Raw genomic sequence first — 18,448 nt, 5'->3', positions numbered from 1 at the left:
TCCTGCCATGACCTTTCGTCCTTTGCCGGCTCGTGCCCCCGCCGCGCTTCTGCGCGAGGCGAAGCCCCTGAGGGCGCTGTTCAATCAGGCGCAACGCCTCGATCATCTGCAGCGCTTGCTGGAGAGCCAGCTGCAACCTGCGGCCCGCGAGCACTGCCATGTAGCGTCGTGGCGCGAGGGTTGCCTGCTTCTAATAGTCACCGATGGCCACTGGGCCACCCGCTTGCGTTACCAACAACGACGCCTGCTTCGTCAACTGCAGGCGCTCGAAGAATTCGCGACCTTAACGAAAATCCTCTTCAAGGTGCAACCGCCGACCGCTGAAAGGCGTGCACCCGGTCGCACTATCAGCCTGTCCGACAGCGCCGCCGAGAACATCCAGGCCACCGCCGAAGGCATCACCGATCCCAAGCTGCGCGCCGCCCTGGAGCGCCTGGCCCGGCACCGCGCCGACAGCGACTGACTCCTCTCAAGCGCCGATAAAAAAAAAGGCCACCCCAGGGGTGGCCTCGAATACAAACGGAAGGAGGTGTTGCTTACACGGCCGCAACCGGGCGCATGTAGGAGATCGGCGCAGTCTTGGCGTCGTCGAACGTGACCACTTCCCAGGCATCGGTCTGCTCGATCAGAGCCCGCAGCAGGCGATTGTTCAGCGCATGCCCGGATTTGAAGCCCTTGAATTCGCCGACCAGGCTGTTGCCCAGCAGGTAGAGGTCGCCGATCGCGTCGAGAATCTTGTGCTTGACGAACTCGTCCTCGTACCGCAGGCCGTCTTCGTTGAGTACACGATACTCGTCAACCACGATGGCGTTTTCCACGCTGCCGCCGAGCGCCAGGTTCTGCGAACGCAGGAACTCGATGTCGCGCATGAAGCCGAAGGTGCGCGCCCGGCTGACTTCCTTGACGAAAGACGTGCTGGAAAAATCGACACTGGCCGACTGCGTGCGATTGCGAAAGACCGGGTGATCGAAATCGATCTCGAAGGTCACCTTGAAACCATCGAAGGGCACGAAGGTGGCGCGCTTGTCGCCCTCCTCGACCGTGACCTCACGGATGATCCGGATGAACTTCTTGGCCGCGTCCTGCTCCTGCAGGCCGGCGGATTGAATCAGGAATACGAAGGGGCCGGCGCTGCCATCCATGATCGGCACTTCGGACGCGGAGAGCTCGACGTAGGCGTTATCGATGCCCAGGCCAGCCATGGCCGAGAGCAGGTGCTCTACCGTATCCACCTTGACGTCACCATTGACCAACGTGGTCGACATGGTGGTTTCGCCGACGTTGCTCGCCCGTGCGGCAATTTCCACCACGGGGTCGAGATCGGTACGACGAAACACGATTCCGGTGTCCACAGGAGCCGGCTTCAGGGTCAGGTATACCTTCTCCCCGGAATGCAGGCCGACGCCGGTGGCGCGGATAATGTTCTTCAGGGTGCGTTGTCTGATCATGGCTCTGGCCGCTATAGCACTAGTTGCGAATTGTTTTCAACAATGGCCGGCGATGATAGCAGAACCGGCCTTTGCTGAACACCAATCACCCCAATACTCCTGATACATTCCATCAATCGGCCTGGCGACGCAGGAAGGCCGGGATATCCAGATAATCCAGGTCGTCCTGCGGGTTCATCTTGGCCGCGGTGGCAGCGCCGGCATGGCTCTGACGCTGTACGGTAGGCCGCTCGTAGTCCTTGTAGTTGACGCTCTGCTCGGCACGCGCCGGGGCAGCCGGAGCCGAGGCGGTGGTACTTACCTGAACGGTGTTGTCGACCACCTTGACCGGCTTCTCGATGCGCGCGCCCAGACCGGTGGCGACCACGGTGACGTGCAGCTCGTCGCGCATGTCCGGATCGATCACGGTGCCCACCTTGACGGTGGCGTGCTCGGAGGCGAACTGCTCGATGATGTTACCCACGTCGGAGTACTCGCCCAGGGACAGGTCCGGACCTGCGGTGATGTTCACCAGGATGCCGCGGGCGCCCTGCAGGTTGACGTCTTCCAGCAGCGGGTTGCGGATCGCCGCCTCGGTGGCTTCGCGGGCGCGATTCGGGCCGCTGGCGCAGCCGGTGCCCATCATCGCCATGCCCATTTCGCTCATCACCGTCTTCACGTCGGCGAAGTCGACGTTGATCATGCCCGGACGCTTGATGATGTCGGAGATGCCACGCACCGCGCCGGCCAGCACGTCATCCGCCTTGGCGAAGGCCGACAGCAGGCTGGCGTCCTTGCCGAGGATGGTCAGCAACTTCTCGTTGGGGATGGTGATCAGCGAATCGACGCTTTCCGACAGGGCGCGAATGCCCTCGTCGGCGATCTGCATGCGCTTGCGCCCTTCGAACGGGAACGGACGGGTGACCACGGCCACGGTGAGGATGCCCAGCTCCTTGGCCACTTCGGCGATGACCGGCGCCGCACCGGTACCGGTGCCACCGCCCATACCGGTGGTGATGAACACCATATCGGTGCCCTGCAGCACTTCGGCGATGCGCTCGCGATCTTCCATCGCGGCCTGACGGCCGACCTCAGGATTGGCGCCGGCGCCCAGGCCCTTGGTCACGCCTGGGCCGAGCTGCAGTACGGTACGCGCGCCGATGTTCTTCAGCGCCTGCGCATCGGTGTTGGCGCAGATGAACTCGACGCCCTCGATGTTGTTTTTCGCCATGTGGTTGACGGCATTGCCGCCGCCGCCACCCACGCCTATTACCTTGATGACCGCGCTTTGCGGGACATTGTCTACGAGTTCGAACATTTTCCCTCTCCTTCCTGTTCTAGTTATAACGCCTACTGCACATGCCGCCTTACATCAGAAACTGTTCTGGACCCAGCGTTTGAGCCGTTCCAGTACCGGTACCCGGGGTTCGTCGTTGTAGCCACCGAGCGTCGACATCGAGATGCCGTCCGCCTGCTTCTGCAGGCCGTAGAGCAGCAGGCCCACGCTGGTGGAGTAGATCGGGTTGCGCACCACATCGGCCAGACCCTTGACACTGTGTGGCACGCCCAGGCGCACCGGCATGTGGAAGATCTCCTCGGCCAGTTCCACCGCGCCTTCCATCTTCGCCGTGCCGCCGGTGAGCACGATGCCCGCCGGGATCAGGTCCTCGTAGCCGCTGCGCCGCAGCTCGGCCTGGATCAGGGTGAACAGCTCGTCATAGCGTGGCTCGACCACTTCGGCCAGGGACTGGCGCGACAGGTCCCGCGGCGGCCGGTCGCCGACGCTGGGCACCTTGATGGTCTCGCCGGCGCCGGCCAGCTTGGCCAGGGCGCAGGCGTAGCGGATCTTGATTTCCTCGGCATACTGGGTCGGCGTGCGCAGGGCCATGGCGATGTCGTTGGTCACCTGGTCGCCGGCGATCGGAATCACCGCGGTATGGCGGATCGCCCCCTCGGTGAAGATGCAGATGTCGGTGGTGCCGCCGCCGATGTCGACCAGGCACACGCCCAGCTCCTTCTCGTCGTCGGTGAGCACCGCATAGGCCGAGGCCAGCTGCTCGAGAATGATGTCGTCGACTTCCAGGCCGCAGCGGCGCACGCACTTCTCGACGTTCTGCGCCGCATTGACCGCGCAGGTCACCACATGCACCTTGGCTTCCAGGCGTACCCCGGACATGCCCAGGGGCTCGCGTACGCCCTCCTGGTTATCGATCACGTAGTCCTGCGGCAGGGTATGCAGCACCCGCTGATCGGCCGGGATGGCCACGGCCTGCGCCGCGTCCAGCACCCGCTCGAGGTCGGCCGGGCTGACCTCGCGATCGCGGATGGCGACGATGCCGTGGCTGTTGAGGCTGCGGATATGGTTGCCGGCCACCCCGACGAACGCCGAGTGGATGCGACAGCCCGCCATCAGCTGGGCCTCCTCGACCGCACGCTGGATCGACTGCACGGTGGATTCGATATTCACCACCACGCCCTTCTTCAGGCCGCGCGAGGGGTGAGTGCCGATGCCGACGATTTCCAGCTGGCCGTCGGCGGTGACCTCGCCCACCAGCGCCACCACCTTGGAAGTGCCGATGTCCAGGCCGACGATCATCTTGCCGCTCTGCACGTTTGCCATTTGTCCTGTCTTCTCCCGATTCATTGCACGGCCACCTTGTCGGCCGATGCCGGCGCGATCGGCTCGTGCCACGCCACGGCCAGGCCGTTGGCGTAGCGCAGGTCGATCCGCGCAATATTCGCTTGCTGCTCTTTCAACACCTTGTCGTAGATGGTGCTGAAGCGGCGCATCTTCTCCACCAGGTGGTCACGTCCCAGCAGCAGCTCGATGCCCTGGGCGGTGGACAGGAACCAGCTGCCCCGCTCGCGCAACTCCAGGCGCGCCACCGAGAACCCCATCGGCCGCAGCATCTGGCTGAGCACCTGGTACTGCTGCATCACCTTCTGCTGGGCCCGCTTGGGGCCCTGCAGCTGGGGCAGATGTTCGTAGTGGGCCAGCTCCCGCGGGGCGAAAGCCTGACCCTGATTGTTGAGCAAGGCCTCATCGCCCCAGCGGGCGATCGGCAGCTGCTCCTCCAGACGCACCAGCACCTGATCCGGCCAGACGCGGCGGACCTCGGCACTGGCGATCCAGGGCATCTGCTCCAGTTCGTGGCGCATGCCCGGCAGGTCGACGCTGAAGAAGCTCGCCGAGACGAAGGGCGCGATACGCTGCTGCACCGCCTGCTGGCTGATGTAACTCAGGTCACCCTCGACGCTGATCTTGGCGATCGGCCGATCGGCGTAGGGCAGCAGGCGCTGGGCCAGCTCGTAGGCGCCAAACCCCAGCACCAGCAGCAGCAACGGCCAGGTCACACGCTTGAACAAGCCGAAGCTGGGCTTCGGCAGGCGCGCACTGATCGGCTCCTTGGCCACCAGGCGGCTGGCGCCGCGCGGCACAGGCTTGCCGCGCGCGGGAATGCGCGGTGAGCCTGGCTGATGACGAAGGACGGCGCCCATGGTCTACCCCTGTGCCTCGACACTGTCGGCGAGGATCGCCAACACCAGCTGCTGGAAGTCCAGGCCGGCAGCCTGGGCCGCCATCGGCACCAGGCTGTGATCGGTCATCCCCGGGACGGTGTTGACCTCCAACAACCAGAACTGCCCATCGGCATCCTGCATCACGTCGACCCGCGCCCAACCGCGGGTGCCGACCGCCTCGCAGGCGCGCACGGTGATGGCCTTGAGTTCCTCCTCCTTGGCGGCATCCAGGCCGCAGGGAATGCGGTACTGGGTGTCATTGGCCAGGTACTTGGCGTCGTAGTCGTAGAAGCTGTGCGGCGTGCCCAGGGCGATCGGCGGCAGCACCTGGCCACGCAGGGTGGCGATGGTGAATTCGGGCCCCTGGATCCACTGCTCGACCAGCACCTCTGCGTCATACTGGCTGGCGGCCTGCCAGGCGACAATCAGCTCCTCGACCGACTGCACCTTGGCCATGCCGATGCTGGAGCCCTCGTGGGCCGGCTTGACGATCAGCGGGAAACCCAGGGACGCGGCGGCCGCGCGGCAGTCATCGGCGCTGCTCAGCACGGCATGGCGCGGCGTCGGCAGGCCGAGGCTCTGCCACACCTGTTTGGTGCGCAGCTTGTCCATGGCCAGGGCCGAGGCGAGTATGCCGCTGCCGGTGTAGGGGATACCGGCGCACTCGAGCAGGCCCTGCATGCTGCCGTCCTCACCGCCACGACCATGCAGGACGATAAAGGCGCGGTCGATCTTCTCGCGGGTCAGGCGTAGCAGGAAGTCGTCGCCGACATCGATGCCGAAGGCGTCCACCCCCGCGCCCTGCAGGGCGCCGAGGACCGCGTTGCCAGACTTCAAGGAGATCTCCCGCTCGGCGCTCTTGCCGCCGAATAGCACGGCGACCCGGCCGAACGCCGCCACCGGCAGATGCGATTTCAAGTTCTCGGCGCTCATTTCGACTCACCTTCGGCCGCGGCGAACAGCGGGCTCTGCTGCAGTTGCGGGGCCAGGCCGCCGATGTCGCCAGCCCCCTGGCACAGGAGAATGTCACCGGCGCGCAGCAGCGGCTTGATCAGCGGCGCCAGCTCGATGCCACGCTCGATGTAGATCGGGTCCAGCTGGCCGCGCTGACGGATGCTGTGGCACAGCTGACGGCTGTCGGCACCGGGAATCGGCTCTTCGCCGGCCGGGTAGACTTCCATCAACAGCAACACGTTGGCATCGGCCAGCACCTGCACGAAGTCGTCGTACAGGTCGCGGGTGCGACTGAAGCGGTGCGGCTGGTAGACCATCACCAGACGCCGCTCCGGCCAGCCGCCGCGCACGGCCTTGATCACCGCGGCGACCTCGCGCGGGTGGTGACCGTAGTCGTCGACCAGCATCACGCTGCCACCGTCCACCGGCAGATCGCCGTAGACCTGAAAACGTCGGCCGACGCCCTGGAAGCCGGACAGTCCCTGGACGATCGCCTCGTCGCTGATGCCCTCGTCGGTGGCGATGGCGATGGTCGCCAGGGAGTTCAACACGTTGTGGTTGCCCGGCATGTTCACCGACACGTCGAGCGGCTCGCGGTCGCGCCGCAGCACGGTGAAGTGGGTCTGCATGCCCTGCTGACGCACGTTGATGGCGCGCACGTCGGCATCCTCGGCGAAGCCGTAGGTGACGGTGGGACGCGCCACCAGCGGCAGGATCTCGCGCACCACCGGGTCGTCCACGCAGACCACCGCCAAGCCGTAGAACGGCAGGTTGTGGAGGAATTCGACGAAGGTCTTCTTCAGCTTGTTGAAGTCGCCCTCGTAGGTGCTCATGTGGTCCATGTCGATGTTGGTGACCACCGCGACCATCGGCTGCAGGTGCAGGAAGCTGGCGTCGCTCTCGTCCGCCTCGGCGATCAGGTAGCGGCTGGTGCCGAGCTGGGCGTTGGTGCCGGCGGCGTTCAGGCGTCCACCGATGACGAAGGTCGGGTCCAGGCCGCCGGCGGCGAACACCGAGGCCAGCAGGCTGGTGGTGGTGGTCTTGCCGTGGGTGCCGGCCACCGCGACGCCGTGGCGGTAGCGCATCAGTTCGGCGAGCATCTCGGCCCGCGGCACCACCGGGATGCGCCGCTCCAGGGCGGTGGCCACTTCCGGGTTGGCGGTATTGATCGCACTGGACACCACCAGCACGTCGGCGCTCGCGGCATTCTCGGCGCGGTGGCCGATGAAGATCTGCGCGCCGAACTTTTCCAGACGCTCGGTCACCGCCGAGTTCTTGAGGTCCGAGCCGGACACCTGGTAACCCAGGTTCAGCAGCACCTCGGCGATGCCGCACATACCGGCGCCGCCGATGCCGACGAAGTGGATGCGGCGGATGCGGCGCATTTCCGGCTGCGGGAAGGCTTTGCGACTCTCAACCACGGGCCACCTCCAGGCAAATCTCGACCACGCTGCGGGTGGCATCAGGCTTGGCCAGGCGGCGCGCGGTGCGCGCCATGTCGTTCAATCGTTCGGGGTGCATCAGAACCTCGGTCAGCTGCGCGGCCAGCGCGGCGGCGTCAGTGGTACGTTGAGGCAGAAGCACGGCGGCGCCTTCACGGGCGAGGTAACCGGCGTTCTGCGTCTGGTGATCGTCGATGGCATGGGGCAGCGGCAGCAGGAACGAAGGCAACCCGGCGGCGGCCAGCTCGCTGACGGTCAGGGCGCCGGCGCGGCACACCACCAGGTCGGCCCAGGCATAGGCCTTGGCCATGTCGGTGATAAAGGGCGCGACCTGCGCTTCGACGCCAGCCTGGCGATAGCGTTCCCCGGTGACCTCGGCATGTTGCTTGCCGGCCTGGTGAAACACCTCCGGGCGCAGCTCGGCGGACAGCTGCGCCAGCGCCTCGGGCAGCAGCTTGTTCAGCGGCTCGGCCCCCAGGCTGCCGCCGAGGATCAACAGGCGCGGCCGGCGCCCGCGCAGGGACACCCGCGGCGTCTCCAGGAACAGTTCCTCGCGCACCGGGTTGCCCGTGGTACGGCGCTTGGCGCTGTGGCCGAAGGTATCCGGGAAGGCCTCGCAGACCCGGCTGGCAAAGGGCACCAGGCTGCGGTTGGCGGTGCCGGCCACGGCGTTCTGTTCATGGATGATCAGCGGCGTACCGGCCAGCCTGGCCGCCAGTCCGCCGGGACCGGTGACATAGCCGCCCATGCCCAACACACACACCGGCTCGAGCTCGCGCACCACCTTGCGCGCCTGCCACAGCGCCTTGAGCAGCTGGAACGGCGCCTTGAGCAGAGACAGCTTGCCTTTGCCGCGCAGGCCGCTGACGTTGATCAGGTGCAAGGGCAGACCGGCCGCCGGCACCAGTTCGTTCTCGATGCCGCGCGGCGTGCCCAGCCAGTGCACGCGATAGCCGCGCGCCTGGAATTCGCGGGCGCAGGCCAGCGCCGGAAACACGTGGCCGCCGGTGCCGCCAGCCATGATCAGCACGTTACCGGCCATGGACCACCTCCCCGGGAGAGCCCGCCTCGGGAGAGTCCGCCTCGGCGAAGTCCGCCTCGCTGAACTCGACGTCCTCGCTGCCCAGGTGGGTGCGCCGCTCCCACTCGATGCGCAGCAGCAGCGCCAGGCTGACACAGCAGATCACCAGGGAGCTGCCGCCATAGCTGAGGAACGGCAGGGTCAGGCCCTTGGTCGGCAGCAGGCCGACATTCACGCCGATATTGATCAGCACCTGGCCAATCCACAGGAAGGCCAGGCCGTAGGCCACGTAGGCCGAGAAGAACTGCTGGGCCTTCTCCGCCCACAGGCCGATGTAGAGCGCGCGCACGCTGACGAAAACGAACAGCGCCACGGTCGCCAGGGCGCCGACCATACCCAGCTCCTCGGCGAGTACGGCAAAGACGAAGTCGGTATGCGCCTCCGGCAGGTAAAACTGCTTCTGGATGCTGTTGCCCAGGCCGACACCGAACCACTCGCCACGGCCGAAGGCGATCAGCGCCTGACTCAGCTGATAGCCGGCGCCGTACTGGTCGGCCCAGGGGTCGACGAAGTTGGTCAGGCGCTCCAGGCGGTAGGCCTGGCTGGTCATCACCAGCACACCCGCACCGAGCACACCGGCGGCCAGCGGAATGAAGCGCAACAGGTTGACCCCACCGAGGAACAGCATGGCGATCGACGCCCCCACCAGCACCACGGTGGCGCCGAAGTCCGGCTCGGCCAACAGCAGCACGGCGATCGGTCCCAGCACCAGCAGGGGCTTGAGGAAGCCCATGAGCTTCTCCCGCACCTCGGCCTGGCGGCGCACCAGATAGGCGGCGATGAACATGACGGTGAACAGCTTGGCCAGCTCCGAGGGCTGCAGGTTGAACAGACCGAAGCCGATCCAGCGGCTGGCGCCATTGACCTCACGGCCGATGCCAGGCAACAGCACCAGGATCAGCAGGACCACCGCCAGCAGCAGCAGACGGCCGCTGAAGCGCTGCCACTGGGCCATCGGCACCAGCAGGGTCACGAGCGCGGCGACAATGCCGATCGCTACGTAGATCAGGTGGCGAACCATGTGATACAGCGGATTGCCTGACAGCGACGCTGCCACTTCCGAAGACGCCGAGGTGATCATCACCAGGCCCAGGCCCAGCAGCGCCAGGCAGCCGGCTAGCAACGGGAAGTCCAGGTCGATGCCGCGGCGGCTGTGCAGCGGCGAGGGGGCGGCGAGCAGCTGCGCGATCATAGCGGCAAGCCCTCCACCGCTTGGGCGAACAGACGCCCGCGCTCTTCGAAGTTCTTGAACATGTCTAGGCTGGCGCAGGCCGGCGACAGCAGCACCGCATCGCCGGGCTGGGCCAGCTCGGCGCAGCGCTGCACCGCCTCGTCGAGGCTGGCGACGCGAATCCGCGGCACCCGCTCGCCGAGGGCGGCGGCCAGGCGCTCGGCGTCGCGTCCGAGCAGCACCACCGCGCGGCAGTGGCGCGCCACAGGCGCGGCCAGGGCGGAGAAGTCCGCTCCCTTGCCGTCGCCACCGGCGATCAGCAGCAGCTTGCCGGCGATGTCCGCGCCGAGCCCTTCGATGGCCGCCAGGGCGGCGCCGACGTTGGTCGCCTTGGAGTCGTCGTAGTAGTTCACCTCACGCCGCTCGCGCACCCACTGACAGCGGTGGGCCAGGCCGGTGAAGGCCTTGAGGGCCTCGAGCATCGCCGCCATCGGCAGGCCGACGGCATGGCCCAGGGCCAGCGCGGCCAGGGCGTTGGACTGGTTGTGGGCGCCGCGGATCTTCAGCTCGGCGGTCGGCAACAACGCCTCGAACTGGTAGCCCAGGTACTTCTCGCCGCCCTCCTCGATCAGGCCGAAGCGCTTGAAGTCGGGCTTGCCCAGGCCAAAGGTCCAGCACGGCACCTGGTCGGCGATCAGCGGCCGCGACAGGGGATCATCGCGATTCACCACCACCTGACGGGCACCGCGAAAGATGCGGTGCTTGGCCAGGTGATAGGTGGCCAGCGAGGCGTAGCGGTCCATGTGGTCTTCGCTGATGTTCAGGCAGGTGGCCACCTCGGCGTTGAGTTGCTCGGTGGTCTCCAGCTGGAAGCTCGACAGCTCGAGCACGTACAACTCGACCTGGTCGCTCAGCAGGTCCAGGGCCGGGGTGCCGAGGTTGCCGCCGACTGCGACGCGCTTGCCCGCCGCCGCCGCCATCTGACCGACCAGGGTGGTCACCGTGCTCTTGGCGTTGGAGCCGGTGATGGCGACGATCGGCGCCTTGGCATGGCGGGCGAACAGATCGATGTCGCCGGACAGCTTCACGCCACGGGCAGCCGCCGCCTGCAGCGCCGGGGTGGCGACAGCCAGGCCCGGGCTGACCAGCAGTTCGCTGGCGCGGCAGAGGAACTCCACGTCCAGCTCGCCGCAGCGCACTTCCACCTGCGGAAACTGCTCACGCAGGGTGGCCAGTTCCGGCGGGTTCGCCCGTGTATCGGCCACGGCAAAGCGCATGCCCTGCCGCGCCAGGAAGCGCACCAGGGACATGCCGCTCTTGCCGAGGCCGACAACGATGCGGAACTGGTCGGAAGCGATCAACGACACTGTCTATTACCTCAGTTTCAGGGTGGCCAGGCCGATCAGCACCAGGATTACGGTAATGATCCAGAAACGCACGATCACCCGCGGCTCGGGCCAGCCTTTCAATTCGAAATGGTGGTGAATCGGCGCCATGCGGAACACCCGCTTGCCGGTCAACTTGAAGGACGCCACCTGGATGATCACCGACAGGGTTTCCATGACGAACACCCCGCCCATGATGAACAGCACCACTTCCTGGCGCACGATCACGGCGATGGTGCCGAGCGCGGCACCGAGGGCCAGCGCGCCGACGTCGCCCATGAAGACCTGGGCCGGGTAGGTGTTGAACCAGAGGAAGCCGAGGCCGGCGCCAACCAGCGCGGCGCAGAACACGATCAGCTCGCCGGCGCCGGGCACATAGGGAATGAACAGGTACTCGGCGAACTTCACGTTGCCGGACAGGTAGCAGAAAATGCCCAGGGCGCCGCCGACCATCACGGTGGGCAGAATCGCCAGGCCATCCAGGCCATCGGTCAGGTTCACCGCGTTGCTCGAACCGACGATGACGAAGTAGGTCAGGACCACGAAGCCCACGCCCAGCGGGATGCTGACATCCTTGAGCAGCGGCAGGATCAGGGTGGTCTCCACCGGGCTCTGCGCGGTCATATAGAGGAAGGCGGCGGCGCCCAGGCCGAACACCGACTGCCAGAAATACTTCCAGCGGCTCGGCAGGCCCCGGGAGTTCTTCTCGATCACCTTGCGGTAGTCATCGACCCAGCCAATGGCGCCGAACAGCAGGGTGACGGCCAGCACCACCCACACATAGCGGTTGGAGAGGTCGGCCCAGAGCAGGGTGCTGACCGCGATGGCGGAAAGGATCAGGGCGCCGCCCATGGTCGGCGTGCCCTTCTTCGACAGATGCGACTGCGGGCCGTCATGGCGCACCGCCTGACCGATCTGACGGATCTGCAGGGTACGGATCATCCAGGGGCCCAGCCACAGCGACAGCGCCAGCGCAGTCAGTACGCCGAGGATGCCGCGCAGCGTCAGGTACTGGAACACGGCAAAACCCTTGTGGAACTGTTGCAGGTACTCGGCCAGCAGCAGCAGCATTTAGTGACTCTCCCCCGATGTGCCACACAGCGCCGCCACGATCTTCTCCATCGCGGCACTGCGTGAACCTTTGATTAGAATGGTGGTATCACCCGACTCGGCGCGAAGCGCGTCGATCAGGCTGGCTTGATCGGCGAAATGCCGGCCATTGTTCCCGAATGCCTGGACGGCATGGGCCATCAGCGGCCCCACTGCGTAGAGCGCATCCACCTTGCCCGCGGCGTAGCCGCCCACTTCGCGATGCCCCTGCTCGGCCCAGTCGCCCAGCTCCCCCATGTCTCCAAGCACCAGCACGGTGCGCCCGGAGAAGCCGGCGAGTATATCAACGGCCGCGCAGATCGAAGCAGGGTTGGCGTTGTAGCTGTCGTCGATCACCCGCACGCCATTCGTCGCCAGCTGCGCTACGGCGCGGCCCTTGACCGGCTGGAGGTTTTCCAGCCCGGCCTTGATCTCGACCAACGGTACCCCGAGGGCATGGGCGGCGGCCGCAGCGGCCAGGGCGTTGGCGACATTGTGCTCGCCCAGCAGGTTGAGCTGGACGCGCGCCTGGCCTTCGGCACAGTGCAGGCTGAAGGCCGAGCAGCCGCGGGCGTCGCGGGCCAGCTCGCTGGCGTGGAAATCCGCCGCGGCGTTGGCCAGGGAGAAGCTCAGCACCTGACGGCCCCGGGCGCGGCGCTGCCAGGTGGCAAAGGCCTTGTCGTCCAGGTTGAGCACGGCGACACCGTCCGCACCCAGGCCCTCGATTATTTCGCCCTTGGCCTCGACTATCTTCTCCGGCCCGCCGAACTCGCCAACATGGGCGGTACCGGCGTTGGTCAGGATGGCCACCTGCGGCCTGGTCAGGGCGACGGTGTAGGCAATCTCGCCGACATGATTGGCGCCCAGCTCGATCACCGCGGCGACATGCTCTGGTCCCAGTTCCAGCAGGGTCAGGGGCGCGCCGAGGTCGTTATTCAGGTTGCCGCGGGTGGCCAATACCGCGCCGCCGCGCTGGGCGAAGGCGGCCCGCAGGATGCTGGCGAGCATCTCCTTGACCGTGGTCTTGCCACTGGAGCCGGTTACCGCGGCCAGCGGGCCACCGTAGGCCTGGCGGTTGATCGCCCCCAGTTGGCCGAGGGCCAGGCGGGTATCGGCCACCAGCAGCTGCGGCAGCGGCGCACCCGCCACCTCGCGCTGCACCAGCGCGGCAACCGCGCCCTTGGCGGCGACCTCGGCCAGGTAATCATGGCCATCGAAGCGCGGACCGGCCAGGGCGATAAACAGCTGCCCGGGACGGATCGCCCGGCTGTCGCTGCTGACCGCGTCGAACGCGCAATCGGCACCGACCAGACGCCCCTGCAGCGGTCCCGCCACGTCACTCAAGCGCAATGCCTTAAGCATGGACAGCCTCCCATGCCACCAGGGCCTTGGCGGCTTCCTCGAGATCGGAGAACGGCTGCCGCTCGCCCTTGATCTCCTGGTAGTCCTCATGCCCCTTGCCGGCCAGCACCAGCACGTCGTCCGCCCCTGCCTCGGCAACCAGCTGGGCGATGGCCTGACCACGTCCGGGCACGAAACGCACGTTCTGCGGCGCGGCAAAGCCAGCCCGGATATCGTCGAAGATCAGCTCGGGGGACTCGCTGCGCGGGTTGTCGTCGGTGACCCAGACGCCGTCGGCCAGCCGCTCGACCACCTCGGCCATCAGTGGCCGCTTGCCGCGATCGCGGTCGCCGCCACAGCCGAACAGGCACAGCAGGCGCCCGCGGGCGTGAGGCCGCAGCGCTTGGAGCACTTTATCCAGGGCATCGGGGGTGTGGGCGTAGTCGACCACCACCAGCGGCTGCCGCACCCCGCCGAGGCGCTGCATGCGCCCGACCGGCCCCTGCAGGCGCGGCAGCACCTTGAGGATTTCGTCCAGCGGGTAGTCCATGCCGAGCAAGGCCCCGACCACGGCCAGCAGGTTGCTCAGGTTGAACCGCCCGAGCAGTGAGCTGCGCAGGTTGCCTTCGCCGCGCGGGGTGACCAGTGTGGCGCGCACACCGTGATCATCGAACTGGGCATCGCGGCAGTACAAATAGGCGCCGGCGTCTTCCAGGCTGTAGCTGATCAGGCGCGACTCGCTCGGGTCGCCGGCAAGCTTGCGACCGGCGTCGTCGTCCAGGTTGATCACCCGGCAGCGCAGTCCCGGCACCCGGAACAGCATGGCCTTGGCGTCGGCGTAGGCCTCCATGGTGCCGTGATAATCCAGGTGGTCACGCGACAGGTTGGTGAATACCGCCACGTCGAACGCCAGGGCCGCCACCCGGCCCTGGTGCAGGCCGTGGGACGACACTTCCATCGCCACCGCGCGAGCGCCGTTCTTCTTCAGGTCGGCCAGGGTCGCCTGCACGCCGATCGGGTCGGGCGTGGTGTGGCGCCCCTGCGCCAGAGCGTTGTAAAAGCCATTGCCGAGGGTGCCGACTATGCCGCAGGACTGGCCGAGCAGGTCCAGGGCCTGGGCCAGCAACTGGGTCACGCTGGTCTTGCCGTTGGTGCCGGTGACGCCGACCAGGTGCAGGGCGCGGCTCGGCTCGCCGTAGAAGCGCCCGGCAATGGCCGACAGCTGCGCGGCAAGGCCCCTGATCGCCACCAGTTCGGTAGCGCCTGCCGGCGGCAGCGCCGGGGCGCCCTCGGCCTCGAAGGCCACTGCGGCGGCGCCGCGGGCGATCGCGTCGGCGATATGCAGGCGACCATCCTGCTGGCTGCCGGGTACGGCGAGAAACAGATCCCCCGGACGCACCTTGCGACTGTCCAGGGTCAATTCACGAACCAGCAGAGCGCTGGCCGCTTGAGGCAATAATTGATTAAGCGGCATGGGCATCAGATTCGCCCTCCTGTACCGGTGTTCACTGCCAACTCCTGCGATTCGACGGGCGGCAGGTTGTCGGGAACGATGTTCATCAAACGCAACGCCCCGGCCATCACCTTGCCGAACACCGGTGCCGAGATCAGGCCGCCGTAATAGCCGCCTTTGCTCGGCTCGTCGATCACCACGGCCACCGCAATGCGCGGATCGCTCATCGGACCGAAGCCGGCGAACAGGGCGCGGTAGGCGTTTTCCGTGTAACCCTTGGCGCCCACGGTGGCCTTGCGCGCGGTGCCGCTCTTGCCGGCGACGTGGTAGCCCGGGACCATGGCGCGATGGGCACCGCCCGGCGCCTCGATGACCTGCTGCAGCATGCCCTGCATGGTTTCGGCGATATCCGCTGGCATTACCTGCACGCCATCCGGCGCCTGGTCGACCCGGGTCAGCGACAGCGGCACGTTGCGCCCGTCGTTGGCCAGCACCGAATAGGCGTGCACCAGCTGCACCGCGGTCACCGACAGGCCATAGCCGTAGGACAGGGTGGCGGTCTCGGCCTGGCGCCAGTTGCGGTGATTCGGCAGGTTGCCGATGCGCTCGCCGGGGAAGCCCAGGCCGGTGTCCTGGCCCAGACCGACCTGCTGCATCAGGGCATAGATGGACTCACCGCCGATGTCGAAGGCGATCTTGCTCATGCCGACGTTGCTCGACTTGATCAGGATGCCCGCGAGGTCCAGCGGCCCGTTGCTGCGCGAGACGTCGCGGATGGTGTACTTGCCGATGCGCATGGAGCCCGGGTAGACATCCACAGTGTCGGTGGGCTTCCAGCGTCCGCTTTCCAGCGCGGCGCTCATGGAAAACGGCTTGACGGTGGAGCCCGGCTCGAACACGTCGATCATCGCCCGGTTGCGCATGGCGGCCGGCTGCAGGCTGCGGCGGTTGTTCGGGTTGTAGGTGGGCTGGTTGACCATCGCCAGCACTTCGCCGGTCTTAACGTCAATCATCACCAGGCTGCCGGCCTTGGCGCCGAACTCGACCAGGGCGTTGCGCAGTTCGCGATGGGCCAGGTATTGCAGGCGCAGGTCGATCGACAGCGCCAGGGCCTTGCCGGCCTTGGCGTTCTGGGCGACCTGGACGTCCTTGATCAGCCGACCACGACGGTCCTTGAGCACCTGGCGCTTGCCCGGCACCCCGGCCAGCCACTCGTCGAACGCCAGTTCCATGCCTTCGCGACCACGGTCGTCGATGTCGGTGAAGCCGACCACGTGAGCGGTCACCTCACCGGCCGGATAGAAGCGCCGGAACTCCTCGATGGCGTACACGCCGGGCACCTTGAGGTCGAGCACGCGCTGGCCCTGCTCCGGGGTCAGGCCGCGGACCAGGTACATGAACTCGCGCTCGGCGTTGGCCTGCAGGCGCTCGGCGAAGGTCTTCGGCTCCTGCCCCAGGGCGACGGCCAGGCCCGACCACTGCGCCTTGGCGGCCTGCAGTTCCCTGCCGTTGGCCCACAGGGTGGTCACCGGGGTGCTCACGGCAAGCGGCTCGCCATTGCGGTCGGTGACCAGGCCGCGATGCGCCGGGATCGGGATATGGCGGACGCTGCGCGCGTCGCCATGGGCCTGAAGGAAATCGCGGTCGATGATCTGCAGGTCGACGATGCGCCAGACGATGGCGCCGACCATTAATGCCAGGAGCAACAGCACCAGGCGGAAGCGCCAGGGATAGAGTGCGCCTTCCAGGCGGATCATGGCGTCACCAGCCGCACTTCGGCGGCGTCGGGAATGCGCATCTGCAGCTGTTCGCTGGCCAGGGCCTCGATGCGGTTATGCGCCGTCCAGGTGCTCTGCTCGAGAACCAGCCGACCCCATTCGGCCTGCGCCTTGTCGCGCACGCTGAGCTCGGCATAGAGGCTGTTGAGCAGCACGCGGTTCCAATGCGCGCTATAGGACACCGCCAGCGCCGAACCCAGCACGGCCAGGAACAGCACCAGCAGCAGCAGGCTGCCAGACGGCAAGGGCTTGGCGAACACGCGGCTCATCGCACCTTCTCCGCCACGCGCATTACCGCGCTACGCGAACGTGGATTGGCCTTGAGCTCGGCGTCGGAGGCGTACTGCGGCTTGCCGGCCAGCTTCAGGCGCGGCTCGAAGGCCTTGGGGATGATCGGCAGGTCACGGGGCAGCTTGTCCTGCTCGCCCTTGGCGTGGCGCCGCATGAACTGCTTGACGATGCGGTCCTCGAGGGAATGGAAGCTGATCACCACCAGACGGCCGCCCACCTCGAGGGCCTCCAGGGCGGCGTCCAGGCCACGCTCGAGATCACCCAGCTCGTTGTTGATGTGAATACGCAGGCCCTGGAAGGCCCGGGTAGCCGGATGCTTGCCCTTCTCCCAAGCCGGGTTGGCGTCGGTCAGCACCTGGGCCAGATCGGCGGTGCGTTCGAACGGCCGCTCGGCGCGGCGCTGCACCACGGCCCGTGCCATACGCTTGGAAAAGCGCTCCTCGCCGTATTCCTTGAAGACCCGGGCGATTTCCTCCTCACTGGCCGTGGCGATCCACTGCGCGGCACTGAGCCCACGGGAGGGGTCCATGCGCATATCCAACGGCCCGTCATTGAGGAAACTGAAGCCGCGCGCGGCGTCATCCAGTTGCGGCGAAGACACTCCCAGGTCCAGCAAGATCCCGGCAACCTTGCCGGACAACCCGCGGACAGCAACTTCGTCACCAAGTTCCGCAAAACTGCGCTGCACAACGACAAAGCGGCCGTCTTCGGCCGCCAGCGCATTCCCCGTCTCGATCGCCAGGGGGTCTTTATCGAACCCCAACAAATGACCATCCGGCCCCAACTTTTCGAGAATCAGCCGGCTATGCCCGCCCCGCCCGAAGGTGCCGTCCAGGTAGCAGCCACCCGCGCGCACGGCGAGGCCTGCGACGGCTTCGTCGAGCAGGACGGTGATATGGCGGAAGCTGTTGGTCATAGTCACAGGATCAGGTCACGTAGTTCGTCGGACAAAGCACCGGGTTGCTTGATGGCGGCCAGATCGGCATCCGCCACGGCATTCCAGGCATCCTCGTCCCACAGTTGAAATTTATTGAGCTGGCCGACCAGCATCGCGCGCTTGTCCAATTTGGCGTATTCGCGCAGACGCGGCGGCACCAGGAAACGGCCACTGGCATCCAGCTCGAGATCGACGGCGTTACCGATCAGCAAACGCTGCAGGCGGCGATTCTCCTCGCGAAAGGAGGCCAGCTCGCGCAATTTGTTTTCGATCAGCTCCCATTCCGGCAGTGGATAGACGCAGAGGCAAGGGTCAATGGCATCAATGGTCACGATGAGCTGGCCGGAGCAGCGCGACACGAGCTCGTCCCGATACCGACTTGGCATCGCGAGTCGCCCTTTGGCGTCGAGACTGATGGCGTTGGCTCCGCGAAACACGACAGTGCTCCCCCGTAATTAGCTATCCATGCCCAGAAAACCCACTTTGTGCCACTTCTTACCACTTACGCACACTATAGGAATGCGTGCGCTCCACCGTCAAGGCGCGCCAGAAAGGAAAAATCCTTACAGGACGGTAATTT

Annotated in this window: 17 protein-coding genes; 1 reads left to right on the top strand and 16 read right to left on the bottom strand. The window is 66.5% G+C overall.

Annotated features, from left to right (window positions below):
• Window positions 1–7: 7 nt before the first annotated feature.
• Window positions 8–463: a DciA family protein gene (locus tag KDW96_RS16895; RefSeq protein ID WP_255837379.1), complete on the top strand. Its 456-nt coding sequence runs from the start codon at window positions 8–10 to the stop codon at window positions 461–463.
• A 73-nt stretch (window positions 464–536) separates the two neighbouring features.
• Here the strand turns inward: KDW96_RS16895 and lpxC are convergent, their stop codons facing one another.
• From lpxC to mraZ, 16 genes are all read right to left on the bottom strand, one after another.
• Window positions 537–1,448, bottom strand: coding sequence for a UDP-3-O-acyl-N-acetylglucosamine deacetylase (gene lpxC / locus KDW96_RS16890; protein WP_255837378.1), 912 nt, complete (start codon window positions 1,446–1,448; stop codon window positions 537–539).
• 112 nt (window positions 1,449–1,560) lie between these two features.
• A complete protein-coding gene (gene ftsZ, locus KDW96_RS16885) occupies window positions 1,561–2,745 on the bottom strand; it encodes a cell division protein FtsZ (protein WP_255837377.1) in 1,185 nt (394 codons plus the stop codon).
• Between the two features lie 54 nt (window positions 2,746–2,799).
• Window positions 2,800–4,047, bottom strand: a complete 1,248-nt coding sequence (ftsA, locus tag KDW96_RS16880; RefSeq protein ID WP_255837376.1) for a cell division protein FtsA — start codon at window positions 4,045–4,047, stop codon at window positions 2,800–2,802.
• 20 nt (window positions 4,048–4,067) lie between these two features.
• Window positions 4,068–4,925: a cell division protein FtsQ/DivIB gene (locus KDW96_RS16875; RefSeq protein ID WP_255837375.1), complete on the bottom strand. Its 858-nt coding sequence runs from the start codon at window positions 4,923–4,925 to the stop codon at window positions 4,068–4,070.
• A 3-nt stretch (window positions 4,926–4,928) separates the two neighbouring features.
• Window positions 4,929–5,879, bottom strand: a complete 951-nt coding sequence (locus tag KDW96_RS16870; protein ID WP_255837374.1) for a D-alanine--D-alanine ligase — start codon at window positions 5,877–5,879, stop codon at window positions 4,929–4,931.
• A complete protein-coding gene (murC, locus tag KDW96_RS16865) occupies window positions 5,876–7,285 on the bottom strand; it encodes a UDP-N-acetylmuramate--L-alanine ligase (RefSeq protein WP_255840553.1) in 1,410 nt (469 codons plus the stop codon). The genes KDW96_RS16870 and murC overlap by 4 nt, the downstream gene beginning before the upstream one ends.
• Before the next feature lie 28 nt (window positions 7,286–7,313).
• On the bottom strand, window positions 7,314–8,384 hold the full coding sequence (gene murG, locus KDW96_RS16860) for an undecaprenyldiphospho-muramoylpentapeptide beta-N-acetylglucosaminyltransferase (RefSeq protein ID WP_255837373.1): 1,071 nt from the start codon (window positions 8,382–8,384) through the stop codon (window positions 7,314–7,316).
• Window positions 8,374–9,615 (bottom strand): putative lipid II flippase FtsW, encoded by a 1,242-nt coding sequence (ftsW, locus tag KDW96_RS16855; RefSeq protein WP_255837372.1) that lies wholly within the window; start codon window positions 9,613–9,615, stop codon window positions 8,374–8,376. The genes murG and ftsW overlap by 11 nt, the downstream gene beginning before the upstream one ends.
• The gene (gene murD / locus KDW96_RS16850; RefSeq protein ID WP_255837371.1) at window positions 9,612–10,961 is read right to left on the bottom strand and encodes a UDP-N-acetylmuramoyl-L-alanine--D-glutamate ligase; all 1,350 of its coding nucleotides are present in this window, start codon (window positions 10,959–10,961) and stop codon (window positions 9,612–9,614) included. Before murD ends, ftsW begins: the two co-directional genes overlap by 4 nt.
• 6 nt (window positions 10,962–10,967) lie before the next feature.
• On the bottom strand, window positions 10,968–12,050 hold the full coding sequence (gene mraY / locus KDW96_RS16845) for a phospho-N-acetylmuramoyl-pentapeptide-transferase (protein WP_255837369.1): 1,083 nt from the start codon (window positions 12,048–12,050) through the stop codon (window positions 10,968–10,970).
• Entirely contained in the window at window positions 12,051–13,430 is a 1,380-nt protein-coding gene (locus KDW96_RS16840; RefSeq protein ID WP_255837368.1) for a UDP-N-acetylmuramoyl-tripeptide--D-alanyl-D-alanine ligase, read from the bottom strand. It lies immediately after the preceding gene.
• Window positions 13,423–14,889 carry a UDP-N-acetylmuramoyl-L-alanyl-D-glutamate--2,6-diaminopimelate ligase gene (locus KDW96_RS16835; protein WP_255837367.1) on the bottom strand — a complete coding sequence of 489 codons (1,467 nt, stop codon included), beginning with the start codon at window positions 14,887–14,889 and terminating at the stop codon, window positions 13,423–13,425. The genes KDW96_RS16840 and KDW96_RS16835 overlap by 8 nt, the downstream gene beginning before the upstream one ends.
• A complete protein-coding gene (locus KDW96_RS16830; RefSeq protein WP_370295146.1) occupies window positions 14,889–16,619 on the bottom strand; it encodes a peptidoglycan D,D-transpeptidase FtsI family protein in 1,731 nt (576 codons plus the stop codon). Before KDW96_RS16830 ends, KDW96_RS16835 begins: the two co-directional genes overlap by 1 nt.
• Window positions 16,616–16,909: a cell division protein FtsL gene (ftsL, locus tag KDW96_RS16825; protein ID WP_255837366.1), complete on the bottom strand. Its 294-nt coding sequence runs from the start codon at window positions 16,907–16,909 to the stop codon at window positions 16,616–16,618. The genes KDW96_RS16830 and ftsL overlap by 4 nt, the downstream gene beginning before the upstream one ends.
• Window positions 16,906–17,847 (bottom strand): 16S rRNA (cytosine(1402)-N(4))-methyltransferase RsmH, encoded by a 942-nt coding sequence (gene rsmH / locus KDW96_RS16820; RefSeq protein ID WP_255837365.1) that lies wholly within the window; start codon window positions 17,845–17,847, stop codon window positions 16,906–16,908. Before rsmH ends, ftsL begins: the two co-directional genes overlap by 4 nt.
• A 2-nt stretch (window positions 17,848–17,849) precedes the next feature.
• Complete coding sequence (gene mraZ / locus KDW96_RS16815) at window positions 17,850–18,305, bottom strand: division/cell wall cluster transcriptional repressor MraZ (protein WP_255837364.1); 456 nt, start codon at window positions 18,303–18,305, stop codon at window positions 17,850–17,852.
• Window positions 18,306–18,448: the final 143 nt, after the last annotated feature.

It is taken from the genome of Pseudomonas benzenivorans (assembly GCF_024397895.1).
Lineage (GTDB): Bacteria > Pseudomonadota > Gammaproteobacteria > Pseudomonadales > Pseudomonadaceae > Aquipseudomonas > Aquipseudomonas benzenivorans_A.
The sequence above is the reverse complement of the archived record's forward strand: the minus strand, read 5'-3'. Positions and strand labels throughout refer to the sequence as shown.

What these genes read in the sequence shown, in the direction of transcription:
- ftsL (WP_255837366.1), bottom strand. Translation starts at nt 16,909, where the DNA reads ATGAGCCGCGTGTTCGCCAAGCCCTTGCCGTCTGGCAGCCTGCTGCTG.
- rsmH (WP_255837365.1), bottom strand. Translation starts at nt 17,847, where the DNA reads ATGACCAACAGCTTCCGCCATATCACCGTCCTGCTCGACGAAGCCGTC.
- KDW96_RS16895 (WP_255837379.1), top strand. Translation starts at nt 8, where the DNA reads ATGACCTTTCGTCCTTTGCCGGCTCGTGCCCCCGCCGCGCTTCTGCGC.
- murG (WP_255837373.1), bottom strand. Translation starts at nt 8,384, where the DNA reads ATGGCCGGTAACGTGCTGATCATGGCTGGCGGCACCGGCGGCCACGTG.
- murC (WP_255840553.1), bottom strand. Translation starts at nt 7,285, where the DNA reads ATGCGCCGCATCCGCCGCATCCACTTCGTCGGCATCGGCGGCGCCGGT.
- ftsZ (WP_255837377.1), bottom strand. Translation starts at nt 2,745, where the DNA reads ATGTTCGAACTCGTAGACAATGTCCCGCAAAGCGCGGTCATCAAGGTA.
- KDW96_RS16875 (WP_255837375.1), bottom strand. Translation starts at nt 4,925, where the DNA reads ATGGGCGCCGTCCTTCGTCATCAGCCAGGCTCACCGCGCATTCCCGCG.
- KDW96_RS16870 (WP_255837374.1), bottom strand. Translation starts at nt 5,879, where the DNA reads ATGAGCGCCGAGAACTTGAAATCGCATCTGCCGGTGGCGGCGTTCGGC.
- KDW96_RS16835 (WP_255837367.1), bottom strand. Translation starts at nt 14,889, where the DNA reads ATGCCCATGCCGCTTAATCAATTATTGCCTCAAGCGGCCAGCGCTCTG.
- lpxC (WP_255837378.1), bottom strand. Translation starts at nt 1,448, where the DNA reads ATGATCAGACAACGCACCCTGAAGAACATTATCCGCGCCACCGGCGTC.
- KDW96_RS16830 (WP_370295146.1), bottom strand. Translation starts at nt 16,619, where the DNA reads ATGATCCGCCTGGAAGGCGCACTCTATCCCTGGCGCTTCCGCCTGGTG.
- ftsW (WP_255837372.1), bottom strand. Translation starts at nt 9,615, where the DNA reads ATGATCGCGCAGCTGCTCGCCGCCCCCTCGCCGCTGCACAGCCGCCGC.
- mraY (WP_255837369.1), bottom strand. Translation starts at nt 12,050, where the DNA reads ATGCTGCTGCTGCTGGCCGAGTACCTGCAACAGTTCCACAAGGGTTTT.
- ftsA (WP_255837376.1), bottom strand. Translation starts at nt 4,047, where the DNA reads ATGGCAAACGTGCAGAGCGGCAAGATGATCGTCGGCCTGGACATCGGC.
- KDW96_RS16840 (WP_255837368.1), bottom strand. Translation starts at nt 13,430, where the DNA reads ATGCTTAAGGCATTGCGCTTGAGTGACGTGGCGGGACCGCTGCAGGGG.